The following is a 25,232-nucleotide window of genomic DNA, read 5'->3' as shown; positions in this document are numbered from 1 at the left end:
TTCTCAAGGAACGGACGCTTCCTTTGTACTCACCCTCTCGGGCTTTCCTCCGGGCGCTTCCCTTCGGTCTTGCGTTTCCGACTCTATCAGATCTTTTTCCGATCCGATTTCCTCGGCGCTTTCCAGGTTTCCGCTCTCGCGTTTCCCTTTCCGGCGGCTCCGACTTTATCAGAGATTCTGAGTCGGAATTCCCGCCCCTCCGGGGACTGGTTCCGGTGCACGAAGCTGCCGGGTTCCCGTTCAGGCGGAGCCGTAAACGTACTGGAGCGGGGCGCCTCGATGCAAATCGAGGCGCCCCGCTCCGGGTTCACGCAGTCGAACGTCCGACGGACCGTCAGACCTCCACCACCACAGGCAGGATCATCGGCCTGCGGCGGTAGGTGTCCGAGACCCACTTGCCGAGGGTCCGGCGCACCAGCTGCTGGAGCTGGTGCGGTTCGACCACACCGTCCTGGGCCGACCGTTCCAGCACTTCCGTGATCCGCGGGATGACGTCCCCGAAGGCGGAGTCCTCGATGCCGGAGCCGCGCGCCTGGATGTGCGGGCCGCCCGTGATCTTGCCGGTGGAGGAGTCCACCACCACGAAGACCGAGATGATGCCCTCGTCACCGAGGATTTTGCGGTCCTTCAGAGCCGGCTCGCCCACGTCGCCGACCGAGAGGCCGTCGACGTACACGTACCCGGCCTGGACCTTGCCCGAGATCTTCGCCTTGCCCTCGATGAGGTCGACGGCGACGCCGTCCTCGGCGATGACGATGCGGTCGTGCGGGACGCCGGTCAGGGCGCCCAGTTCGGCGTTGGCGCGCAGGTGGCGCCATTCGCCGTGGACCGGCATCAGGTTCTTCGGGCGGCAGATGTTGTAGAAGTACAGCAACTCGCCCGCGGACGCGTGGCCCGAGACGTGGACCTTGGCGTTGCCCTTGTGGACGACGTTCGCGCCCCAGCGGGTCAGGCCGTTGATGACGCGGTAGACCGCGTTCTCATTGCCGGGGATGAGCGACGACGCGAGGATCACCGTGTCGCCCTGGACGATGCGGATCTGGTGGTCGCGGTTGGCCATGCGCGACAGGGCCGCCATCGGTTCGCCCTGGGAGCCCGTGCAGACCAGGACCACCTCACCGTCCGGCAGGTCGTCCAGGGTCTTGACGTCCACCACCAGGCCCGGCGGGACCTTCAGATAGCCGAGGTCGCGCGCGATGCCCATGTTGCGGACCATCGAGCGGCCGACGAAAGCGACCCGGCGGCCGTACTCGTGGGCCGCGTCCAGGATCTGCTGGATGCGGTGAATGTGGCTGGCGAAGCTCGCCACGATGATCCGCTTGCGGGCGTTCGCGAAGACCTGACGCAGGACGTTGGAGATGTCTCGCTCGGGCGGGACGAAGCCGGGGACCTCCGCGTTCGTCGAGTCCGAGAGGAGAAGGTCGATTCCCTCCTCGCTCAGCCGTGCGAACGCGTGCAGGTCGGTCAGCCGGTTGTCCAGCGGGAGCTGGTCCATCTTGAAGTCGCCGGTGTGGACCACCATGCCGGCGGGGGTGCGGATCGCGACCGCCAGGGCGTCCGGGATGGAGTGGTTGACCGCGACGAACTCGCAGTCGAAGGGGCCGATGCGCTCGCGGTTCCCCTCCGCCACCTCGAGGGTGTACGGGCGGATGCGGTGTTCCTGGAGCTTGGCCTCGATGAGGGCGAGGGTCAGCTTGGAGCCGATCAGCGGGATGTCCGGCTTCTCACGGAGCAGGAAGGGGACACCGCCGATGTGGTCCTCGTGGCCGTGGGTCAGGACGATGCCCTCGATGTCGTCGAGGCGGTCCCGGATGGACGAGAAGTCCGGCAGGATCAGGTCGATTCCGGGCTGCTCCTCCTCGGGGAAGAGCACTCCGCAGTCGACGATCAGTAGTCGGCCGCCGTATTCGAAGACCGTCATGTTTCGGCCGATTTCGCCGAGGCCGCCGAGTGGGGTGACCCGTAGGCCGCCCTCGGGGAGCAGCGGAGGCGTGCCGAGTTCAGGATGCGGATGACTCAAAAGACTCTCCTCACCACACGCGCCACGTACCGGTAGGGCACGTGGCGCGCATGACGTTCGTGCAGAAGCAGTTGTCGTTGTGGGGTGCGGGCACCGGTGGCCCGCTTATTCAGTTGTGGAGTCTGGTGCGCGCGCCGCGCGCGAAGTCTGGTGTTAGAGCTGTACCCCGCCTGCGGCAAGATCGATCTTGAGCTGCTCGATCTCCTCGGCCGCGCACTCGGCCATCGGTGCGCGCAGCGGTCCTGCGGGCAGGCCCTGGAGGGCGAGCGCGGCCTTGGTGGTCATGACGCCCTGGGTGCGGAACATGCCGGTGTAGACCGGGAGCAGCTTCTGGTGGATCTCCGTGGCCTTCTGGACGTCGCCGGAGATGTACGCCTCGACGAGCGCGCGGAGGTCGGGGGTGACCAGGTGGCCGACGACCGAGACGAAGCCGACCGCGCCCACGGAGAGCAGCGGCAGGTTCAGCATGTCGTCGCCGGAGTACCAGGCGAGGCCGGATCGGGCGATGGCCCAGCTGGCGCGGCCGAGGTCGCCCTTGGCGTCCTTGTTGGCGACGATCCTCGGGTGCTCGGCGAGGCGGACGATCGTCTCGGTGTTGATCGGGACGCCGCTGCGGCCGGGGATGTCGTAGAGCATGACCGGCAGCTCGGTGGCGTCGGCGATCGCCTTGAAGTGCCGGTACAAGCCCTCCTGCGGGGGCTTGTTGTAGTACGGCGTGACGACCAGGAGGCCGTGTGCGCCGACCTGCTCCGCCGCGCGGGCGAGCTCCAGGCTGTGGCGGGTGTCGTTGGTGCCGACTCCGGCCACCACGTGGGCTCGGTCGCCGACGGCCTCCAGTACCGCCCGCACCAGGTCCGATTTCTCCGCATCGCTGGTGGTGGGGGACTCGCCGGTGGTGCCGTTGATGATCAGGCCGTCGTTGCCTGCGTCCACCAGGTGCGTGGCGAGCCGCTGCGCGCCGTCGAGATCAAGTGCGCCGTCCGCCGTGAAGGGCGTGATCATGGCGGTGAGGACCCGCCCGAAGGGGGTCTGCGGAGTGGAGGTCGGAGCCATGGGTTACACGCTACTCGTTGCGCCCGGCCTGGTCTGCCCTCGGGGGGTGCGGGAAAGTCAGGACAAATATGGAGCCCGGCACTGCCTGCTCGGGGGTTCAAGCAGTGCCGGGTCCGTTTGATCAGGCTAGATGAACTTCTCCAAATGCCGCAATACGGACACTTCGCCCGGCTGATCCATGCGGCCCTGCCCGGTCGGAGAACGTGGGTGCCTTACGGCGCCACACGGCCGTTCGCATTGAAGGCGGCGTACGTCAGCGGCATGAGCTTGGCCCACTCCGCCTCCATCCTCTCCCCGACCATCTCGATCTCCCGCTGCGGGAAGGACGGGACCTTGGCCAGCTCGTGCTGGGTGCGCAGGCCGAGGAAGTGCATCAGGGAGCGGGCGTTGCAGGTGGCGTACATCGAGGAGAACAGGCCGACCGGGAGGACCGCGCGGGCGACCTCGCGGGCGACGCCGGCGGCGAGCATCTCCTGGTAGGCCTCGTACGACTGCCGGTACGAGTCCTCCATGACGCGGCCGGTCAGCTCCTGCTGGGCCTGGGTGCCCTCGACGAAGACGTACTTGCCGGGGCGGCCCTCCTGGACCAGCTTGCGGGCCTCACCAGGGACGTAGAAGACGGGCTGGAGCTCGCGGTAGCGCCCGCTCTCCTCGTTGTACGACCAGCCCACGCGGTGCCGCATGAACTCGCGGAAGACGAAGATCGGGGCGCTGATGAAGAAGGTCATCGAGTTGTGCTCGAAGGGGCTGCCGTGCCGGTCCCGCATCAGGTAGTTGATCAGGCCCTTGGAGCGCTCCGGGTCCTTCTTCAGCTCGTCCAGGGACTGCTCGCCGGCGGTGGAGACGCGGGCGGCCCACAGCACGTCGGAGTCGGCCGCGCTGTGCTTGACCAGTTCGACGGTGACGTCACTGAGGAAGCTTGGCTTGAGGTCGTCGGCGGGGGTGTCGGTCACGGCTCGGAGGGTCCTTCCATCACTTCTGTGGGCGGCGCCCACTCTACGGCCCGGCACTGACAACGGGGCGTTCGGTGCCGGGTCGCGACATACCTCGGCGAACTTCAGCGAATTTCTGTGAATTCGGTGAAACCGGGCACCTTTTGGGGCACTCGCTCGTCTGTGTTGGTGACAGTCACCCACACGATTCCGAGAGGAGAAGTCCCTGATGTTCGGTCGGCGCGAGCCCGTTCCGTTCGCCTTCCTCGCCGAGGCCGACAGGTTCCGCAGCAATGTGACTCCCCCACCCCCTGAGCGAGCGTCCGTCGGTCAGATGGCCGGGCGCTGGCTGCTGGGACTCACCATCGTCGCCGGGCTGGTGGGCTCGCTGGTGGTGGGCATGCCGGCGCTGTCCACCGACACCGCGACGCAGACCCAGCAGTCACAAGCCTCTCAGGGGCACTGACTCAACCGGCCCCCCAGGAGTGGTGAGTGGGGGTACGGGTCGATTAGCCTCACCGGGCACAGCCCATGCATGGATTGAGTGAGGACCAGCCGTGCCCCTGCCCTTCCTGACGGCCGACCGCGCATTCGAGGCAGCCGACGACGTCGCGCTGCCCTTCGACGACCTCGACCGCTGGCGGCGCCCCTACCGTCCCGGGCCATGGCGCGTGGGCGTGGCGGCGCTGTGGCTGCTGCTCGCCTCGTACGTGCTCTTCGCGGCGGTCATCATCGCCCTGACTGGCACGGTGACCGAGGCTGCCGTCATCTTCGGCATCGCGCTGGCCGTCATCGCCGGGGCCCTGCGGCTGCTGCGCATGGGCGTGTGGGTGAGCGCGCGCGGGCTGCGCCAGGTGAGGTTCTTCGTCACGCGTACGGTGCCCTGGCAGCAGGTGGTCGCCGTGCGGACGGTGCAGCAGCCGGTGCGCTGGCTGGGGTTGCCGCGCACGGTGCAGGGGCAGGCGCTGATGCTCGTGGAGCGGGGTCGTGCGGCGGATGACATGCCGACGCTGATGACCACGCACAACACTGACTTCCTGGCCCGGGTCGCGGCGTTCGACCGGGCCGCCGACGCGGTCGAGGTGTGGGCCGCGGAGAACACACGCGGCTGAGCACGCCAGATTGCCAAGGGCCGGTCCGCTGCTGCGGGCCGGCCCTTCGTATACGGCTGAATCGTGTCCGTACGGCTGACTCGTCGGCGTACAGCTGACTCGTCGGCGTAGAGGGCTCAGGCCTCGACGGTTCGGCCGTCGTGCAAAGCGATAGCCCTCTGCATCGCCTTGCGGGCGCGTGGGGTGTCGCGGGCGTCGTGGTAGGCGATGGCCAGGCGGAACCAGCTGCGCCAGTCGTCGGGGGATGCCTCTGTCTCGGCCTTGCGACGGGCGAAGACCTCGTCGGCCGAGTCACGGTCGATGCGGCCCCCGGGGGTGCGCTTCAGCTCGTCGACGGGGAGGCCGCCCTCGGCGTCGAGTTCGGCGGCGAGAGCGTTGGCCCTGCGGACGAACTGGGTGTTCTTCCACAGGAACCACACACCGATCACCGGCAGGATCAGCACCGCCACGCCGAAGGTGACGGTGATGACCGTGCCGGACTGGATGAGCATCACGCCACGGCTGCCGACCAGGACGAAGTAGACGACCAGGACGGCGGCCGTTATGGCATAGGAGAGCTTCGCGCGCATCAGGGAGCCTCGGTCAGCCCAGGTCCAGGAATTGTTCCAGGCCGAAGGTCAGGCCCGGAGTGGTCACCACGCGGCGGGCGCCGAGCAGGATGCCCGGCATGAAGCTGCTGTGGTGGAGGGAGTCGTGGCGGATGGTCAGGGTCTCGCCCTCACCGCCGAGCAGTACCTCCTGGTGGGCCAGCAGGCCGCGCAGACGGACCGCGTGGACCGGGATGCCGTCGACGTTCGCGCCGCGCGCGCCGTCGAGGGCGGTCTCGGTGGCGTCCGGAGCCGGGGCCGTGCCGGCCGCCCGCCGCGCCTCGGCAATGAGCTGGGCCGTGCGGGTGGCGGTGCCGGAGGGGGCGTCGACCTTCTTCGGGTGGTGCAGTTCGACGACCTCGACCGACTCGAAGTACGGCGCCGCGATCTGCGCGAACTTCATCGTCAGGACCGCGCCGATGGAGAAGTTCGGGGCGATGAGCACGCCCGTCTCCGGGGAGGCGGACAGCCAGCCCTTCAGCTGCGTGAGGCGCTCGTCGGTCCAGCCCGTCGTGCCGACGACCGCGTGGATGCCGTGGTTCACGCAGTAGTCGAGGTTGGCCATCACCGAGTCCGGCGTGGTCAGTTCGACGGCCACCTGGGCGCCGGTCTCCGCCAGGGTCTCCAGCTTGTCGCCCCGGCTCAGGGCGGCGACCAGCTCCAGGTCCTCGGCGGCCTCGACAGCCCGTACCGCCTCGGAGCCGATACGGCCCTTGGCGCCGAGGACCGCTACGCGCAGCTTGCTCATCTCTCTTGCTTCCTTACGTCGGATGTTCCGAAGGCGGAGGGGCTAGGCCACGGCGTCGTTCAGCCGGGACGCCTGTTTGTCCTTCAGCGGGCCGATGACCGACAGCGAGGGGCGCTGTCCCAGGACCTCGCGGGCGACCGAGCGGACGTCGTCCGGTGTCACCTCGGCGATCCGGGCCAGCATGTCGTCGACGGACATCTGCTCGCCCCAGCACAGCTCGCTCTTGCCGATGCGGTTCATCAGGGCGCCGGTGTCCTCCAGGCCGAGGACCGTGGAGCCGCGGAGCTGGCCGATGGCGCGGCCGATCTCGTCGTCGGACAGGCCGTGCTCGGCGACATGGTCCAGTTCGTCGCGGCAGATCTTCAGCACGTCGTGGACCTGCGACGGCCGGCAGCCCGCGTACACGCCGAACAGGCCGCAGTCGGCGAAGCCCGAAGTGTACGAGTACACGCTGTAGGCCAGGCCGCGCTTCTCGCGGACCTCCTGGAAGAGGCGGGACGACATGCCGCCGCCCAGCGCCGTGTTGAGGACCCCGAGCGCCCAGCGGCGGTCGTCCGTGCGGGACAGGCCGGGCATGCCGAGGACGACATGGGCCTGCTCCGTCTTGCGTCCGATGAGCTCGACGCGGCCCGCGGCGCGCACGGTTCGCCGTCCGTCGCGCGGGGCGACGGGTGTGGCGTCGAGGTTCTTGAGGGCGCCTGCCTTCTCGAAGGCGGCGCGGACCTGACGTACGACCTTGTTGTGGTCGATGTTGCCGGCCGCCGCGACCACGAGGTGGGTCGGGTCGTAGTGCTTCTTGTAGAAGCGGCGGATGCGGTCGGCGGTGAGGGCGTTGACCGTGTCGACCGTGCCGAGGACCGGGCGGCCGAGGGGGTTGTCGCCGAACATGGTGTGCGCGAACAGGTCGTGCACGCAGTCGCCCGGGTCGTCCTCGGTCATGGCGATCTCTTCGAGGATCGCGCCCCGCTCGACGTTGACGTCCTCTTCGAGGATGAGGGAGCCCGTCAGCATGTCGCAGACGACGTCTATGGCGAGCGGCAGGTCGGCGTCGAGCACGCGCGCGTAGTAGCACGTGTACTCCTTCGCCGTGAACGCGTTCATCTCGCCGCCGACGGCGTCGATGGCGGACGAGATGTCCAGGGCCGACCTGCGGGTGGTGCCCTTGAAGAGCAGGTGCTCCAGGTAGTGCGTGGCGCCGTTCAGGGCCGGCGTCTCGTCGCGGGAACCCACGTGCGCCCAGATGCCGAAGGTGGCGGAGCGGACGGACGGCAGGGTCTCGGTGACGATGCGCAGGCCACCCGGGAGGGTGGTCTTGCGGACCGTGCCGATGCCGTTGGTGCCTTTGATCAGGGTTTGGGTACGGGCGACGGCCCGCGCCTCCGAAGAGGTGCGGGCCGTCGCCGTGGAGCTACTCGACGTCACTTGTCGGTATCGTCCTTCTGATCGTCCTCGGAGCCTTCTTCGCCCTCGATGACCGGGACGAGCGACAGCTTGCCGCGGGAGTCGATCTCGGCGATCTCGACCTGGACCTTCTGGCCCACACCGAGCACGTCCTCGACGTTCTCCACGCGCTTGCCGCCGGCGAGCTTGCGGATCTGCGAGATGTGCAGCAGACCGTCCTTGCCGGGGAGGAGCGAGACGAACGCACCGAAGGTGGTCGTCTTCACGACCGTGCCCAGGTAGCGCTCGCCGACCTCGGGCATCGTCGGGTTGGCGATGCCGTTGATCGTGGTGCGGGCGGCCTCGGCGGACGGGCCGTCGGCGGCACCGATGTAGATGGTGCCGTCGTCCTCGATCGTGATCTCGGCGCCGGTGTCCTCCTGGATCTGGTTGATCATCTTGCCCTTGGGGCCGATGACCTCACCGATCTTGTCCACGGGGATCTTGACGGTGATGATCCGCGGGGCGTTCGGGGACATCTCGTCCGGCGTGTCGATCGCTTCCATCATCACGTCGAGGATGTGGAGGCGGGCGTCACGGGCCTGCTTCAGGGCGGCGGCCAGGACGGAGGCCGGGATGCCGTCCAGCTTGGTGTCGAGCTGGAGGGCGGTCACGAACTCCTTGGTGCCGGCGACCTTGAAGTCCATGTCACCGAAGGCGTCCTCCGCACCGAGGATGTCGGTGAGGGTGACGTAGTGCGTCTCGCCCTCGATCTCCTGGGAGATCAGGCCCATGGCGATACCGGCGACGGGGGCCTTCAGCGGCACACCGGCGTTCAGCAGCGACATGGTGGAGGCGCAGACCGAGCCCATGGACGTCGAGCCGTTGGAGCTCAGCGCCTCGGAGACCTGGCGGATCGCGTAGGGGAACTCCTCGCGGGTCGGCAGGACCGGCACGAGGGCGCGCTCGGCGAGGGCGCCATGGCCGATCTCGCGGCGCTTCGGGGAGCCGACGCGACCGGTCTCGCCGGTGGAGTACGGCGGGAAGTTGTAGTTGTGCATGTAGCGCTTGCGGGTCACCGGGGAGAGGGTGTCCAGCTGCTGCTCCATGCGGAGCATGTTCAGGGTGGTGACGCCCAGGATCTGGGTCTCGCCACGCTCGAACACGGCGGAACCGTGGACCCGCGGGATGGCCTCGACCTCGGCGGCCAGGGTGCGGATGTCGGTGACACCGCGGCCGTCGATGCGCTTCTTCTCCTTGATGACGCGCTCACGGACCAGGGTCTTGGTCAGCGAGCGGTACGCGGCGGAGATCTCCTTCTCGCGGCCCTCGAACTCCGGCAGGAGCTTCTCGGCGGCGAGCGCCTTGACGCGGTCCAGCTCGGACTCGCGCTCCTGCTTGCCGGCGATGGTCAGCGCGGAGGCGAGCTCCGGCTTGACGGCGGCGGTGAGCGCCTCCAGGACGTCGTCCTGGTAGTCCAGGAAGATCGGGAACTCGCCGGTCGGCTTGGCGGCCTTGGCGGCGAGGTCCGACTGGGCCTTGCAGAGCACCTTGATGAAGGGCTTCGCGGCGTCCAGACCGGCGGCGACGACCTCCTCGGTCGGCGCCTCGGCGCCGCCCTCGACCAGCTTGATGGTCTTCTCGGTGGCCTCGGCCTCGACCATCATGATCGCGACGTCGCCGTCCTCCAGGACACGGCCCGCGACGACCATGTCGAAGACGGCGTCCTCGAGCTCGGAGTGCGTCGGGAAGGCCACCCACTGGCCGTTGATCAGCGCGACGCGGACGCCGCCGATCGGGCCGGAGAAGGGCAGGCCGGCCAGCTGCGTAGACGCGGACGCGGCGTTGATCGCCACGACGTCGTACAGGTGGTCGGGGTTGAGCGCCATGATCGTGGCGACGACCTGGATCTCGTTGCGCAGGCCCTTCTTGAAGGACGGGCGCAGCGGGCGGTCGATGAGGCGGCAGGTGAGGATGGCGTCCTCGGAGGGACGGCCCTCACGGCGGAAGAAGCTGCCGGGGATCTTGCCGGCGGCGTACATCCGCTCCTCGACGTCCACCGTCAGAGGGAAGAAGTCGAGCTGGTCCTTGGGGTTCTTGGAGGCGGTGGTGGCCGACAGCACCATGGTGTCGTCGTCCAGGTACGCCACGGCGGAGCCAGCGGCCTGCTTGGCCAGGCGGCCCGTCTCGAAGCGGATGGTGCGGGTGCCGAAGGAGCCGTTGTCGATGACGGCCTCGGCGTAGTGGGTCTCGTTCTCCACTAGCGTTTTCTCCGTTACTTTGTCGTCTTTTGTCCCGGCACTGCCCGTGTGGCAGGGGGACGGTTGTGGAGAAGCGCTCCGTGCGGTGCGGGCCGGTCTTCGATCGAAGCACCCGGGGCTCACTTCCCCCGGGGGCCACTACCGAGGACCGGCGGCGGCGAGGCGCGCTTCCCCTCTTCTTTGTCGTGCTGTGTCGTCCGTATTGCGTTGTGCTACCACACTACAAAGCGGGTGTGACACTCCGCATGTTTCCGCACGCACGGTTGACGTTCCGTACGTACGGCAAAGGGAGCGGCTCCCGATCTCTTCGGGAACCGCTCCCCTCACGGCGTCTTACTTGGCGCCCGCCGCACCACGGCGGATGCCGAGGCGGTCGACCAGCGTACGGAAACGCTGGATGTCCTTCTTCGCCAGGTACTGGAGAAGGCGGCGACGCTGACCGACCAGGATCAGCAGACCACGGCGGGAGTGGTGGTCGTGCTTGTGGGTCTTGAGGTGCTCGGTCAGGTCCGAGATCCGGCGCGAGAGCATGGCGACCTGGACCTCGGGGGAGCCGGTGTCGCCCTCCTTCTGACCGAACTCGCTGATGATCTGCTTCTTCGTAGCGGCGTCGAGCGGCACGCGTACTCCTCGTAGTCTTTGATGGGCCACCGAGTGCCCCCGGTCTTTGTCTCGGGGGAGCTTCCGTTACTCGGGAGGCGGGGATCCGCTGGGCGCATCCCCCAGGCGAACCCGGGGGCGCGTACACAAACGGCCGTCACACAGCGTACCAGCACACAGGCGCGCCCTTGACAGGCGGTCCCCGGCGCCGCCGCGCCGGTCAGAGACCGCCGCGGACCTTGGCGTAGACGTCGAGGACGGCCAGGCAGATCGGGACCAGGGAGAGCAGGACCAGCGAGTCGGCGAGGTCCAGCATGCGGCCCCAGAAGGGGGAGAGCCCCTTCTGCGGCACGATCAGGGCGATCGCGATCAGCAGCAGCACTCCGACTCCGACGGAGGCGCCGAGCCACAGGGTCCGCACGTTGACCGGGCCGGAGTTGTTCTGGAGCAGTTCCATGATGATGTCGGCCGGGGGCGAGATCGCGAGGCCGAGGACCAGCAGGGCGAGCGTGACGACACCGGCCACGAACAGGCAGGTGACCTGCGCGGTGTAGCGGAACAGGCGGGCCCGCAGCATCGCGGCGAGGCCGGTGACCAGGGCCAGCAGCTGGGCCCAGCCGTTGTCGCTGAAGCCGAGCACCGCGCCGCCCGCGCCGATGATCACGGCCGCGCAGCCGCCGACCAGGCCGAGCAGCAGCTCGTGGCCACGGCTGGTCTGGGCGACGATGCGCTGGACGTCGACGGCTTCGAGGTCGCCCTCGCGGCCTTCACGACGGGCCCGGGCCAGGTCCTCGGGGTTGCGGAAGCCGATCGGCAGCTTGGCGAAGCGGGACGACCAGCCGGGCAGGAAGCCGACCACCGCCAGGGCGACGACCGAGGTGCCGGCGGCGATCTCCCGCGGCTCGGCCTCGGTGAGGACACCGCAGAACACGGCGAGCGTGCCGATCGCGGAGGCCAGCGCGGCGGCCACGAACGGGGCGTCGCCCTGCGGCAGCAGCATGATCAGGACAACGGAGCAGAGCAGTACCGCGACGCAGCCGACGAGGAACTGGATCCTTCCGGGGCCCTCGCCCGCGTCCTGGGGCAGGGCGCCGGAGCCCGCGATGAGCGCGTGCGGGAGCGCCGAGATGCCGAGCGCGACCGCGGATCCCCGGTCGTCGTACACCCGGGCCCGTACGCCCGCCAGGGCCGTCAGCGCGAGTGCCGTCACGCCGGCCAGGATGCCCTGGAGGCCGTGCATGTCGTGCCGTACCGGGTCCGCGAACCAGAAGACGAAGCCGAGCATGACCAGCAGCAGCGACCCGGCGACGAGACCGGCCACCCGCATCAGGCTGTCGTTCCAGCTGCGGGTGTCCTGCTTGACCGCGGCGGCGATCGCGTCGACGACGTCGTCGTGCACGGCCGGCGGCAGCGAGTCGGAGAAGGTCCGCAGCAGCAGCACCTCGCCGTCCCTGACCCGGTGCTCGAGCAACGAGCGGCTCGCGTCGAGCACTTGACCCTCGCGGGTCACGAGGTGGTAGCCGGACGGACTGGTATCCGACTGGACCAGGCCCGACAGCCTGATGATCTCAGGAAAGAGGTCCTGGATCGGCAGGTCCTCGGGCAGCGCCACATCGACACGGCTGTCCGGCGCTGCGATGGTGATTCGGCAGAAACCTGTCGAAGTCCCCGTGCTCACCTGGTGTTCCCCCTGCTAGACAAGGCTTCCTCGCGCCGCTCGTACGACGCGGAGCGCCACCATATCCGTTGCGGTACGGGGTGCAGGACCGCCCTCCCCCATTCCTCCCAGGACCTGCTCCGCATCTCCATCCTCCTGCCTCCCTCGCGCACTCGGCGCATCAGTAGGATCGACGCCTACGCGAACGACGCCTACGCGAACGAGAACACGTCGCGGTACACGGGGGCGTCGGTGCCAGGACGTATCACGTATCAATCGCGAAGGATGAGTGCATCGGTGAGCGTCGTCATCATCAAACGACCACCGCGGACAGTGCCACCGGCCGTCCCGGACGGCGAGGTCAAACTCGAGACGCCGCCCGAGATTCCGCGCGAGGGCGACGACAGCATGCTGATGAACATGCTGCCCATGATGGGCATGCTGGGTTCTGTCGCCTTCTTCTTCACAGCCGGCCAGTCCTACATGAAGGTCGTCGGCGGTCTCATGCTGGCCTCGACGGTGGCCATGATGGTCGCCCAGTTCGCCAAGGCCCGGCAGGGCCCCGGGGCGGGCATGGCCCAGGACCGGCGTGACTACTTCCGTTATCTGGAGCAGGTCCGCAAGGACGTGCACAAGACGGCTGAACTCCAGCGGCGCAGCCAGCTCTTCCAGCACCCCGACCCGGAGCAGTTGTGGGCGGTGGCCGCGGACGGCAAGCGGCTGTGGGAGCGGCGCCCGAACGACGCGGACTTCGCGTCCGTGCGGATCGGCCGCGGCACCCAGCAGCTGAACACTCCGCTCGTCGCCCCGGAGACGGCCCCGAAGGACGAGCTGGAACCGCTGACCGCGGCGGCCATGAAGGCCTTCCTGGACGCGCACGGCAGTCTGCACGACCTGCCCGTCTCCATCTCGTTGCGTGCCTTCTACCACGTGACGATCTGCGGCGAGACCGACACGGTCTACGCCAACGCCCGCGCGACCCTGGCCCAGCTGGCGACGCTGCACTCGCCCGAGGACCTGATGATCGCCGTGGTGGCGCACCCCTCCGCCGCGGCGGACTGGGACTGGATCAAGTGGCTGCCGCACAGCCAGCACCCGAAGGCCAAGGACGGAGCGGGTTCGAGCCGGCTCCTCTTCGACGACCTCGGTGAGCTGGAGGAGGCGCTCGCGGACCAGCTGGACGACCGGCCCCGCTGGAACCGTGAGGCGAACCCCGTCTACGACCAGCCGCACCTGATCGTGGTGCTCGACGGCGGCACCGTGCCGCCGGACTCCGAGCTCGCCGGCAGCGAGGGCCTCCAGGGCGTCACCTTCCTGGAGATCGCTCCCGGCGAACTGGAGGAGGAGCTGCGGGCCGGTCTGACGGCCTATGTGAAGCCGGACCGTATGCGCCTGTTCGTCGGCCACGAGTCCGCGTACACCGGCAGGCCCGACGTGCTGAACCCGGCGCAGGCCGAGTCCCTGGCGCGGCAGCTCGCCCCGTTCCGGGTCGGCTCCGCGGAGGAGGGCGAACCCCTTCTGTCCAACCTGGACTTCACGGACCTCATGGGTATCGGCGACGCGGGCACCGTCGACGTGTCCCGCACCTGGCGTCCGCGCACGCTGCACGAGCGGCTGCGGGTGCCGATCGGTGTCGGCGAGAACGGCGAGCCGGTCATGCTGGACCTCAAGGAGGCCTCGCAGGAGGGCATGGGCCCGCACGGTCTGTGCGTCGGCGCCACCGGTTCCGGTAAGTCCGAGGTGCTGCGCACGCTGGTGCTCGGCCTCGCGGTGACGCACTCCTCGGAGACGCTGAACTTCATCCTCGCGGACTTCAAGGGTGGTGCCACCTTCGCGGGCATGGCGGACATGCCGCACACCGCGGCCGTCATCACCAACCTCGCGGACGACCTCACCCTCGTCGACCGTATGCGTGACTCGATCATGGGTGAGACGCAGCGCCGTCAGGAGCTGCTGCGCTCGGCGGGCAACTACGCCAACCTGCACGACTACGAGAAGGCCCGGGCGGCGGGTGCCGCGCTGGAGCCGATGGCCTCGCTGGTGATCGTGCTCGACGAGTTCTCCGAACTCCTCACGGCCAAGCCGGACTTCATCGACATGTTCATCCAGATCGGTCGTATCGGCCGTTCGCTGGGTGTCCACCTGCTGCTGGCGTCGCAGCGCCTGGAAGAGGGCAAGCTGCGCGGCCTGGACACGTATCTGTCGTACCGGATCGGTCTGCGGACCTTCTCCGCCGCCGAGTCCCGTACGGCGATCGGTGTCCCGGACGCCTACCACCTGCCGTCGATCCCCGGCTCGGGCTACCTGCGCTACGACACCGACACCATGGTCCGCTTCAAGGCGGCGTACGTGTCGGGGCCGTACCACGGCGAGGGCCCGTCCCGGGTGCACCGCTCGACGCAGCTGCGGCCCGCGCTGTTCTCGGCGGAGCACGTGGCGCTGCCCCCGCAGCCGGTGATCGAGGAGCCGGAGCCCGACAACCGGGTGGACGACGCGCTCGCCGACACCGTCCTGGATGTGCTGGTCGGCCGGATGATCAACCAGGGACCGCCCGCCCACCAGGTGTGGCTGCCCCCGCTGGAGGAGGCGCCCTCGCTGGAGCAGCTGCTCCCGCAGCTCGCCGTCTCCCCGGAGCGCGGCCTGACCGCGCCCGACTACACGGCGCTCGGCCGGCTCAATGTGCCGGTCGGTCTGGTGGACAAGCCGTTCGAGCAGCGGCGTGACGTGCTGTACCGGGACTTCGCGGGCGGTGCCGGTCACGGTCTGTTCGTCGGTGGTCCGCAGTCCGGCAAGTCGACGCTGCTGCGCACGCTCATCTCGTCGTTCGCCCTCACCCACACGCCGTCCGAGGTGCAGTTCTACTGCCTGGACTTCGGTGGTGGCGGTCTGATCTCCATGGAGGAGCTCGCCCACGTCGGCGGGGTCGCCAACCGTCTCGACGCGGAGAAGGTGCGCCGTACGGTCAGCGAGGTCGAGGGCATCCTGAACGCGCGCGAGGAGTACTTCCGCGCGAACAACGTCGACTCGATCCAGACCTACCGTCAGCGCCGGAACGCGGGTCAGCTGCCGGACCAGCCCTGGGGTGACGTCTTCCTCGTCATCGACGGCTGGGCCACGTTCAAGACGGACTACGAGATGCTCGAGGCCACCGTCACCGAGATCGCCACGCGTGGCCTCGGCTTCGGTGTGCACGTGATCCTGACGGCGAGCCGCTACACCGAAGTGCGGCCCGCGCTCAAGGACATGCTGCAGAACCGCATCGAGCTCAGGCTCGGTGACCCGACCGAGTCCGAGATCGACCGCAAGGTCGCGCAGAACGTCCCGGCCACCGTCCCGGGCCGCGGTCTGACCCAGGACAAGCTGCACTTCATGGCGGCGCTGCCGCGCGTCGACGGCTCCTCGGAGACGGACGACCTGTCCGAGGCTACGTCGATCCTCATCCGCGGCATCAACGACAACTGGCAGGGCCAGCACGCGCCGGCCGTACGACTGCTGCCGACGATGATGCCGGCGGACCGGCTGCCCAAGGGCTTCGAGCACCCGGACCGCGGTGTGGCCATCGGTATCGACGAGTCGTCGCTCTCGCCGGTCTTCGTGGACTTCGAGACGGACCCGCTGTTCATCGTGTTCGGTGAGAGCGAGTCCGGTAAGTCCGCGATGCTGAGGCTGCTCGTCAAGCAGATCACCGAGCGCTACACGCCGGACCAGGCGAAGATCGTCATGGGTGACTACCGGCGCGCCCACCTGGAGGGAGTGCCCGACTCGCACCTGTCGCGGTACTGCGCCTCGGCCCCGGCCCTGACGGAGACGCTGGAGGGCCTGGCCGGCTCGATGCACCGTCGGATGCCGGGTCCGGACGTCACGCCGGAACAGCTGCGCAACCGCAGCTGGTACAGCAGCCCGGACGCGTTCGTCATCGTCGACGACTACGACCTGGTGGCGACCGGCGTGAACCCGCTGGCCCCGCTCCTGGAGTACCTGCCGTTCGCCCGTGACGTCGGCCTGCGCATCATCATCGCGCGCTCCTCGGGCGGTGCGAGCCGGTCGCTGTACGAGCCGGTGATGCAGCGGATGCGTGAACTCGGCGCCCAGGGCCTCGTGCTCTCCGGCGACCGGGCCGAGGGTGCGCTGCTCGGCAACATCACGGCGACGCAACTGCCGCCCGGCCGTGGGTACTTCCACACTCGGCGCCGTGGTGGGCAGCTGATCCAGACGGGGTGGCTGCCGAACCGGTTCTGAGGACCGGCCAGCCGGACGGACTACGGACGGCCGGTTGAGCAGGAGGGGCGGTACCCGCGAGGGTGCCGCCCTTCTTCGTTGCCCGGGTGCGCGCCGCTAAGGTGGGGTCGCGACAGAAGTGACGAGCCACGGGGGGCAGTTGTGCCGTCGGACTACATGGACTCAGATCCTGAGGTACTGAAGACCGAGGGATTCCACATGTTCAACACCGGTGTGGAGTTCTCCAAGGCCGTGCACAAGCTGAAGACCGGGCTGACCGCCCTCGAACAGGGTGACACCCCGCCGTGGGGTGACGACGACATCGGCGAGAAGTTCGGGGTCGTCTACGAGGGCCTGCGCGACGGCATGTACGACTCGATGGGCAGCCTGGCCGAGCGGATCGCCGGGATGGGGGCCGCCCTGGCCAAGATGGGCGTGGCGCACGAGCAGAACGAGGCCGCGCAGGACGCCATCTGGAAGAAGACGATGGCCGAGTACGACGGCCAGGTGGAGGTTCCGCCCGGGGTGGCGCGGGGCGAGATCCACCCGCGGTCGACCACCTGATCCGCGACGGACATGTGACGGACCGCCCGCGCCAGTAGGGTGAGACGCACACTTCGTTCGCACGTCAGGAAGAGGCCCAGCAGCATGACCGAGGCTACCGAGCCACAGAACAACGAGGTCGGGACTCAGGCCGAGGACACCAAGGCGCGCAAGGAGCGGGAGCGCGACGAGCTGTACGCCCTGGACATCTCCGGGGTCGAGTGGCACTGCGCGCCCGGTACCGAGACGCACGAGGAGCGCGTCGAGATCGCGTACCTGCCGGAGGGCGCGGTGGCCATGCGGTCGTCCCTGGATCCCGCCACCGTGCTGCGGTACACCGAGGCGGAGTGGCGGGCGTTCGTACTCGGCGCGCGGGACGGGGAGTTCGATCTGGAGCCGGCTCCGCACAATGGCGGGATGGCGGTGGAGTAGGGCGACTGCGCGTGGCTTGCGCGTAGATGTTCTTGTGGCCGCCGTCCACAGCAGCGGGCGGCGGCCGTTCTCGTGCCGGCTGGTCGAGCTGATGGGGGCGGGGTCAGCGGCCCCCTTCCCCCAGGACCCCACAGGCAACCCCCAGCATGAGGGCCACCGTGGCCCAGCGGGTGCGTCCGCGCCGCGCCAACTCCACGCTGAGAGCGCAGAAACCGGCGCCCACCCCTGGCGCCACGGCCCAAAGTGCCGTCCGAGAAGTGCTGGTGAGGCATTGGACCATCACGAAGAGGCAGACCGACGCCATGATCACCGCAACGGCCATGACGCTTCCGCGGGCATTCCGCGCCTCCCGTGACCGTGCCCTCGCGAATCCCGGGTCCGGTTGCCCCTGAAAACGCTGCCTGAGCTCGTCCACATCCGGCCGGACGGGAGCGCCGTCGCTGCCCCGCGCAGGCTCCGACATCCGCCCCTGCATCGGCGCCCGTTCCCCGCGGTACGTCGTCATGTCGAGGCAGCGTAGTGCGCGCGCGATACGAGCCCTGGCCAGCGGGTGAGCGGTGTGAAGCGCGCCGAAGGCCACGTCGGCCGACCCGATGTCGAGGGTCACCGCCAACACACTCGGGGCCGTACACAGTGAACCGCCGGCCCATTCCGTGCCCCTCGGACCAACCGGGGCGGCCTGCAACGGACTTGTGACAGCAAACCCCTGAAGTCACCGGCAGAGGAGTCCGTAAACTTTGCGGACGGCTGTACTCCTGTGTGATTTCCCTTGGCTGGTGAGGGACGTGTACGGCCGTGCTGTCCGACGGGGGTGCTTTCTGCTGTGGCGATGATGTTGCCGGACGAGCTCGAGTGGGTTCTCGAGATGCTGGGCTACAAGTGGCCCACGGCGAACGAGGACAAGCTCAGAGACTGCGCCGCCGTGTGGCGGGAGTTCGGCGAGAAGGTCAACGAGCTTCACACCACTGCGAACAGCAGCGCGCGTCAGGTCACCGCCCACAACGCCGGTGAGTCGATCGACAAGTTCACCAAGACCTACGAGAAGTTCGACGGTGGCGGCGGTAACGACGGCTACCTCCGCAGCGCCGCCGAGGCCGCGTTCCTCATCGCGAACGTTCTGGAGGCCTGCGCCTACCTGGTCGAGTTCGCCAAGTGGGCGGTGATCGCCCAGCTGATCGCCCTTGCCATCCAGATCGCCGCCGCCGCTGCCGCCGCGCCCTTCACTTTCGGTCTGTCCTCGGTAGCGGGAATGGGCGCCACCCAGGCCGCCCGCCTGATCGTCCGACGCCTCCTCGACGAGCTCAAACAAGCCATGTTCGAGGCGCTCATCGAGATGATGAAGGAACCCGCGATCTCCGCGATCGAGGCGATCGTCACCGACCTCATCCGCCAGACCGTGAACGTCGGCTTCGGCGCCCAGGAAGGCTACGACGTCGGCGCCACCCTCAAGGCCGGCGGCGAGGCAGGCCTGGACGCCCTCAGGCAGAGCCCCCAGACCTTCGCCGAAGGCGTGCGCGACAGCCTGGGCCAGAAGGCGGGCAGCCGGGCACGAGACGCGGTCGACAGCCGGATCGACGGGTACGACGGGCCGTCGGGGTCGGACTTTCCGGGGGGTGACATCGGTAGCGACTCCAGCAGCGGGTCGGAGAGTTCCAACTCCTCCTCGTCATCCGACTCCTCCTCGTCATCCGACTCCCCCTCGTCATCCGACTCCTCCTCATCCGACTCCTCGTCCTCCGATTCGAGTTCGTCGAACTCGGACTCCAACACCTCGACACGTTCGAGCAACGGCAACATCCCCGGCGCGAACATAGGCAGCGGCATATCCGCCGACACAGGCGGCAACGACATCCCCGCACCCAACATCGGGGCGGGCCCCGACTCCGGCCCCGGGCCTGGGTCCGACTCCGGGAATCCGTCCTCCTCGGACTCTCCGTACGCGAGGCCTACGCAAACCCCGGGCTCGTCCCTGTCGGACTTCGACGACCCCTCGCCGAGCGGGCCGTCGTCCAACGGCTCCGAGTCCAACGGCTCGTCCAACACCCCGAGCACCTCGGGCCCTTCTCACTCCGGCGGCGGCTCCCCCGTATCGGGCCTGTCGTCCCCGAGCCCGCAGTCCACGCCCACGTCCGGGGCCGCGTCGTCCGGCGGTACGTCGTCCTCGCCCGGAGGCGGCCCGATCGGCACCCAGATCGACGGCCTGACCGCCAGCGCGCCCACGCAGTCCAACTCGGCGCCGACGCCGACGGCGGACACGGCTCCCGCTGGTTCCGGCGGCCGGTCGGACAGCGGCGGCTCGGGCATGCCGACGTCGCCCACGGCGCCTTCCGCCGGGGGTGCCGTTCCGGGGGGTGGGCACCACGGCCCGGGTGCTTCGGCCGGCGCCGGCGCGACATCCGCGACCAGTCCGAATCCCCACTCCGGTCCGGCGAGGAACCCTTCCGCCAGTACGCCCGGCACGCCCTCTGCCACAGGCACGGGCTCTGCCTCCACGCCGAGCCCTACCTCTCCTACGACGCCACGGAGTACGCCTGCTTCAACGCCGGACGGGCGAATACCCGGTACCGCGGACGCGCGTACGTCGAGCACGCCGGATGGGCGAATACCGAGCCAGCGCCCCGGAGGCACGACGCCGGGCGACGGCGGCACGACTCGAACCACTCCGGGTACGACGCCGGGCGACCGCACTCCGCCCCGGGACGCACCCGGCACCACTCCCGGTGACCGCACCACGCCCCGTAACACCACGGACCCGACCGGCACCCGTACGCCCGGCCAGAACCCGACGTCGTCCACGAGCCAGAACCCGAATCAGACCGCTCCGAGCCAGACCCCGGCCCAGTCGTCTCCCTCCAGGACCGCATCGCCCTCCACGAGCACGCCTACGACGTCACCCTCCCCGTCGACCGGCAGCGCACCCCACCGCGCCTCGACACCGGGCAGTAGTACGCCGAGCTCCTCGACACCGGGCAACAACACCCCGAACTCCTCCGCCCAGCCGGGTCCCGTCGGCCACGGCCCCGCCTCTCAGGGCGCACCCGGCACCCCGAACCAGCCGAGCGCCGGGTCCACCCCCACCAAGCCGCCCCACCAGCCCGTGGGCAGTACACCGAACACCCCGAACCAGCCGGGCAGCACGCAGCCCAACACCCAGCAGCCCCCGGCGAACACCCCGAACCAACAGCAGCAGCCTCAGGCCATTCCGGTGCCGGTGCACCACGTGGTCACGACGCCGAACAACCAGCCTCAGCAGTCCACCCCACAGACACCGGACTCCAGCAACAACGGCGGCAGCAGCCAACAGAACTCATCGGACAACCCGAGGCCGAAGGAGACCCCGACCCCGGCCTCGGAAACCCGCAACACCAACCCGCCGGGCGGTGTCGCCGACCCCACTCGCGCGGAACAGGACGCTCTCGAGAACTCGGTCCCCCGGGACGAGAACGGTGACCCGACCCGACCGCCGGACCCGGCGGACGGCCCCTGGGTGCAGCACATCAACGGCGAGGGCAGGGATGCGCCGGGCCGCAACAACAACTGCGTCGACACGGCCCTGTCCACGGTCGACACCTATGCCGGCAACCCCACGGCCGCTGGGGCGCGTACCCCGGACCTGGACGCCGACGGCAATCCCTCGGACCGCGGCGAGAAGGGTGGCCGCGACCGCATCGAGAACACGCTGGGCGCCCGCTTCAGCGACATGGGCAACGGACGCGACGCCTTCAACCGCCTGGAGAACACCCTCCGCGACAGCGGCCACGGCTCGCAGGCCGTGATCATCACGCAGGACTCCAACGGGCGCGCGCACGCGTGGAACGCCGTCAACCACAACGGCAAGATCACGTACATCGACGCCCAGACGGGCCAGCAGAGCTCGAAGCCGCTGCACAGCGGGGACAACGGGGTCTTCGCGATTCCGCTGGACTCGAATCGGCAGCCGGTGGCGGCCGACCAGCGCGCCGACGACGGTACGCAGCCCCAGCGGGAGGCTTCCGAGACTCCCACGGGCGCCGACCGCAGGGCGCCCGACGAACCCGCCGGAACCGATCCCGATGAGACAGGAAACTCCCCGGACGACGAGGGTGACAAGCCCAAGACAGGGACCGACCCCGAGCGGCTGGGCTCCACACCGTTCGACGAAGACCAGAAACCGGATCACCGGCACTACGGCGTCGCCGGCGACCAGGCACAAAGAGACTTCCGCGCTCACCGGGACATCCGGCAGATCGACCTGGATCCGGTCTACGACACCCTGCGGGACTTCGCTAACAACGACAACGCCGGGTTGCGTGACCTGCTCGACGGGAGTAGGGACGGTACGACCTGGAACCGCGACGACCTCGCCAACCGCATCCCGGGCTTCAACGATCTGAACCGCGGCCAACAGGCCGCCGCAGTGGGTGTTCTGGCGCGCCTGAGCAATGACTTCCACATGAACCAGGGCGTGGGCGCCAGTCCGTACCGGCGCGAGGGCGACCAGTCCGCTTATCGCTGGTCGGAGTCGGAGGACGCGACAGAGGCACGAGAGGCGCACCGGAAGCGCGACATAAATCGGCAGACGAACTTCCCGGGCAACGACGGCGAGAAATTCCAGAACTCAAGGGCCGCCGTCGCGGCGGCGAACGGAAAGCCCTTCTCCGAGGTGCGCGGCTCCGATTCCCCGTCCGCCAACCCTGCACAGCGCACCCGCCAATACCTCGACGAGACCTACGATGAAAGCGTGGCTCAGCAGATCGTAGACGCCACCAAGGACATGAAGCCGAACTTCCTTGGTCGCAATTTCGCTGTCATGGAGGTGTACGACCCGGACACCAAACAGACCCACTACGTGGCCGACAGCTCGTTCAACTACGTCGGGCCACGACCCGACCACTCGGAACCGCACTTGGGCGGCTGGATCGAACGCCTCAACGAGGACCGCGCGGCCAAGGGACAGAATCCGCTCGTCCCCGCCCACCTGTACACGGAGCGGGAGCCGTGTGGCCACCCTTCCGAGTCGAGGGGACACGCGGACTGCGGAGGCTATATCCGCGCCTATCTGCCGGAGGAGATGGGGACGACCTACGCCACGGCTTACCGAAAAGGCGAACAGGTCGAACCGTTCAGCGATGGGCGCGAGGGAGTAAACAATGCGGCGCAGGCCATGGAAGTTGATTTCCAGGATCACTTGAACAAGGTCGCCGATATCCTTAAGGCGTACGCCTTGCCGACGCCAACAAGCCCTGCATAGAAAAGAACCGACGGTAGGAAAGACCTGACGCATGAGTACCACCCCGAACCCGGATGAAGTCACGGCAGACCTCGCGCTGGAGCGTGCGCTGCAGTGGATCGACCGGCCTCGCGACACCAGTGCCTGGCTGTGGGTCGGCGGGCGCGCGGGCAGCGGCAGAACGGCGCTGCTGCGCGAGATCGTTGCCCGCCACCCGGGCGCGGTCCACGTCGACTGCGCCGGCAAGTGCGCGGAGGAGGTGGCCCGGGAGGTGGCGACGGCCCTCGGTATCCCCGCCCCGGACTCCTTCAAGGACAACTTCGGCACCGTGGCCCGCCGGATCAGCGACGACCCTGTGATCGTGCTCGCGAACACGCAGTGGGCGGGCCGGCTGCGTACCTCGCGCGAACCGGGGCGTGTCATCGATCGAGTGGCACGGGCACTGATCACGTTCCATCCGCGCGGGCTGCGGATGCGCCTGCTGGTCGAAGTCGACGATGCCCCGGGCAAGGCCGACGAGTTGGGCGGGCGGCACCTGACCCTGCAAGGGAGCTTCGAGAGCACGCCCCCCTTCACGGAGCCGGCCGATGACGCGGCCCTATCGTCCGCCCTTGACGCACTGGCGTTGGCCGAGCATCGCTTCGTTCCCCTGCCCGTGTGGTCCCTGCTCTGCTCAGCCCTCGGTCACGACATCCCCGAGTCCCGGCTGGAGTCGCTGCTCGACGACCCGGCGGCCGGGGAATGGATCCACCGCACAGACGACGGTTCAGGCACTGCCCTGGTCTCCTTCAAGCAGGAGGCAGCGGCCCGGCGACTGCGTGCGCAGATGCCCGCCGAGCAGGCCAGGTCCTGGCACGCGCACGCAGTCACCGCACTGTCGGCCGCAGACGCCCCAGAAGCCACACACTGGTACGCCGAACGCGCCCTGGCCGGTCACGCGGCAGCGGACGGCCAGTTCAACGCGTTCCTGGAGGACACGGCAGCAGTCGCCGGGGTCAGCCACGAGACACTCTTCGAGGCGTTCGAGGCCGCGTTCCACGCACGGCCCATCCCGCAGGGAACCGCCGGGGCCCGCCTCCATTACATGGCGCTCCGTGGCGTTCAGCCGTCGTCCCAGGGGGAGTGGCTGGCGCTGCTGCACCTGACCCTGAAGCAGGCCGGGCCGACGCATGAAGCAGCCGCCGACCGGCTCCTGGCAGCGGCCGGCCCCGTCACCCTGCCCTGGCGAACCCTCTGGGCCCAAGGCGTCGGTGCCGGCGTGTTCAGCACGGACGAAGTGGTCAGCCGCCCGATCCTCCGGACGCTCCAGATCGTGCACACCCCGACCGGCGATGTGGTCACAGCCCGCACCCGCCACGAACACATCGGCACCTGGGACCTGGCCACGGGCACGCCCCGCCCCGAGCCCGATGAGAGCGCGGACGCCTCCGGCACCACGCACGCGAACCAGGGGCCCAAAGGGTGGCGCCCCGCCGGCGCCCTCAGTGGGGAAGTGGATCTACCCCGCATGCCCAAGTACGTGCTTCGGGGAACGCGCTCGGGCCATCACGTCGCTCTGGCCACCACGGACGGAGTCTGCGTGATCGAGATCAACCACAGCGCCGGACACGAGGACGCACCAGGCCTCCACAAGCGTCTGGTGGCCACCGACACGACGCTCGCCCGGGCCGACCTGCCCGCCCAGGCCCTGGCCCCCACAACCGACTGGCTGACGGACATCTTCGGAACCGCGGCGGTCAAACGGTTTCCGCAGGAGACCCTGCCGGACACCCTCACCGACAGCGACACACGCGCCTTCCTCTCCGACGTCGGCTTCCCCTGCGTCACCGGCCTCCTCGAACTCGACACCACCGACCTCGAGCACACCGGCCTGATCCCCGTTGCCGAGCCGTTCGGTAAACCGGACGATTCCGACTCCACGTACTTCTCCCTCGGCAGCTGGCAAAGCGCGCGACTCCTCCTCGACGGCCGCGACGGGCGTGTGCTGCAGGACGGCTGGTCGGGGATCGAGGACGAGCTGGCCGGAAGCAGTCTCGCCCAGTTCGTCGCAATGGTTCGCCTCTACTTCTGGTGGCGCGCCTCCTGGTGGTCGATCGAGGACACGGAGTCGGACCTACGCCACTGGCTCAACCTCATCGACCCCCAGGCCTACGACACACAGGGCTGGCAACGAGTCTTCGAGGACTACAACTTCGACGACCGGGTCTGACAAGGTCACTGTCATAACATCGACGACAACGCGAAGTCTGCTGGAAGGGCGGAAGACGGGATCGATGACCGCCGCAACCGATGGCTACATACCGCACCCCTACGTAGGCGGACGCTCAGCTGCGCTGCGTGCGCTTACGGCATGGCGTGCGGGAGCGCCAGGCGCACCACGTGTCCTCGTCCTCACCGGAAACCCCGGAAGCGGATGCTCACGGCTCCTCGCCGGATTCCTCATGCTCTGCGATCCGGAGTTCCGCGATCGGTTGCCACTT

16 protein-coding genes are annotated in these 25,232 nt (G+C 68.8%); 7 read left to right on the top strand and 9 right to left on the bottom strand.

The window, feature by feature from the left end:
- Positions 1–334 precede the first annotated feature (334 nt).
- The 3 genes from ADK36_RS26580 to thyX all read right to left on the bottom strand — a co-directional run bounded on the left by ADK36_RS26580 (position 335) and on the right by thyX (position 4,026).
- On the bottom strand, positions 335–2,020 hold the full coding sequence (locus ADK36_RS26580; RefSeq protein WP_048584685.1) for a ribonuclease J: 1,686 nt from the start codon (positions 2,018–2,020) through the stop codon (positions 335–337).
- Between the two features lie 153 nt (positions 2,021–2,173).
- The gene (gene dapA / locus ADK36_RS26575; protein WP_053199327.1) at positions 2,174–3,073 is read right to left on the bottom strand and encodes a 4-hydroxy-tetrahydrodipicolinate synthase; all 900 of its coding nucleotides are present in this window, start codon (positions 3,071–3,073) and stop codon (positions 2,174–2,176) included.
- A gap of 212 nt (positions 3,074–3,285) precedes the next feature.
- Positions 3,286–4,026: an FAD-dependent thymidylate synthase gene (gene thyX / locus ADK36_RS26570; protein ID WP_048584683.1), complete on the bottom strand. Its 741-nt coding sequence runs from the start codon at positions 4,024–4,026 to the stop codon at positions 3,286–3,288.
- A 208-nt stretch (positions 4,027–4,234) separates the two neighbouring features.
- On the opposite strand from thyX, the gene ADK36_RS26565 reads away from it, so the two are divergent.
- On the top strand, positions 4,235–4,471 hold the full coding sequence (locus tag ADK36_RS26565) for a hypothetical protein (RefSeq protein ID WP_048584682.1): 237 nt from the start codon (positions 4,235–4,237) through the stop codon (positions 4,469–4,471).
- A 91-nt stretch (positions 4,472–4,562) separates the two neighbouring features.
- Positions 4,563–5,117, top strand: a complete 555-nt coding sequence (locus ADK36_RS26560; RefSeq protein WP_048584681.1) for a membrane protein — start codon at positions 4,563–4,565, stop codon at positions 5,115–5,117.
- A gap of 116 nt (positions 5,118–5,233) precedes the next feature.
- On the opposite strand, the gene ADK36_RS26555 is transcribed toward ADK36_RS26560, so the two are convergent.
- The 6 genes from ADK36_RS26555 to eccD form a co-directional block, all read right to left on the bottom strand.
- Positions 5,234–5,686: a tetratricopeptide repeat protein gene (locus ADK36_RS26555; RefSeq protein WP_048584680.1), complete on the bottom strand. Its 453-nt coding sequence runs from the start codon at positions 5,684–5,686 to the stop codon at positions 5,234–5,236.
- 13 nt (positions 5,687–5,699) lie between these two features.
- Positions 5,700–6,452: a 4-hydroxy-tetrahydrodipicolinate reductase gene (dapB, locus tag ADK36_RS26550; RefSeq protein ID WP_048584679.1), complete on the bottom strand. Its 753-nt coding sequence runs from the start codon at positions 6,450–6,452 to the stop codon at positions 5,700–5,702.
- Between the two features lie 42 nt (positions 6,453–6,494).
- Positions 6,495–7,874: a M16 family metallopeptidase gene (locus ADK36_RS26545; RefSeq protein WP_053199325.1), complete on the bottom strand. Its 1,380-nt coding sequence runs from the start codon at positions 7,872–7,874 to the stop codon at positions 6,495–6,497.
- Complete coding sequence (locus tag ADK36_RS26540) at positions 7,871–10,093, bottom strand: polyribonucleotide nucleotidyltransferase (RefSeq protein ID WP_048584677.1); 2,223 nt, start codon at positions 10,091–10,093, stop codon at positions 7,871–7,873. The genes ADK36_RS26545 and ADK36_RS26540 overlap by 4 nt, the downstream gene beginning before the upstream one ends.
- Positions 10,094–10,426: 333 nt before the next feature.
- Positions 10,427–10,714: a 30S ribosomal protein S15 gene (gene rpsO, locus ADK36_RS26535; RefSeq protein WP_030046008.1), complete on the bottom strand. Its 288-nt coding sequence runs from the start codon at positions 10,712–10,714 to the stop codon at positions 10,427–10,429.
- A 199-nt stretch (positions 10,715–10,913) separates the two neighbouring features.
- Positions 10,914–12,371 carry a type VII secretion integral membrane protein EccD gene (gene eccD, locus ADK36_RS26530; protein ID WP_078916521.1) on the bottom strand — a complete coding sequence of 486 codons (1,458 nt, stop codon included), beginning with the start codon at positions 12,369–12,371 and terminating at the stop codon, positions 10,914–10,916.
- A gap of 276 nt (positions 12,372–12,647) precedes the next feature.
- Here eccD and eccCa point away from each other — a divergent pair, with 276 nt between their 5' ends.
- The 5 genes from eccCa to ADK36_RS26485 all read left to right on the top strand — a co-directional run bounded on the left by eccCa (position 12,648) and on the right by ADK36_RS26485 (position 24,961).
- Positions 12,648–16,589, top strand: coding sequence for a type VII secretion protein EccCa (gene eccCa, locus ADK36_RS26525; protein WP_048584676.1), 3,942 nt, complete (start codon positions 12,648–12,650; stop codon positions 16,587–16,589).
- Between the two features lie 156 nt (positions 16,590–16,745).
- Entirely contained in the window at positions 16,746–17,132 is a 387-nt protein-coding gene (locus ADK36_RS26520) for a hypothetical protein (protein WP_063776926.1), read from the top strand.
- 84 nt (positions 17,133–17,216) lie between these two features.
- Entirely contained in the window at positions 17,217–17,543 is a 327-nt protein-coding gene (locus ADK36_RS26515; protein WP_048584675.1) for a DUF397 domain-containing protein, read from the top strand.
- Between the two features lie 829 nt (positions 17,544–18,372).
- Positions 18,373–22,773, top strand: a complete 4,401-nt coding sequence (locus tag ADK36_RS49010; protein ID WP_159391200.1) for a toxin glutamine deamidase domain-containing protein — start codon at positions 18,373–18,375, stop codon at positions 22,771–22,773.
- A 31-nt stretch (positions 22,774–22,804) separates the two neighbouring features.
- Entirely contained in the window at positions 22,805–24,961 is a 2,157-nt protein-coding gene (locus tag ADK36_RS26485; RefSeq protein WP_048584669.1) for an SUKH-4 family immunity protein, read from the top strand.
- The last annotated feature ends 271 nt before the right edge of the window (positions 24,962–25,232 follow it).

It is taken from the genome of Streptomyces viridochromogenes, from assembly GCF_001270495.1.
In the GTDB taxonomy this organism is placed as follows: Bacteria; Actinomycetota; Actinomycetes; order Streptomycetales; family Streptomycetaceae; genus Streptomyces; species Streptomyces viridochromogenes_A.
Note: the sequence above shows the minus strand (reverse complement) of the source record. Positions and strands in the feature narration are given on the sequence as shown.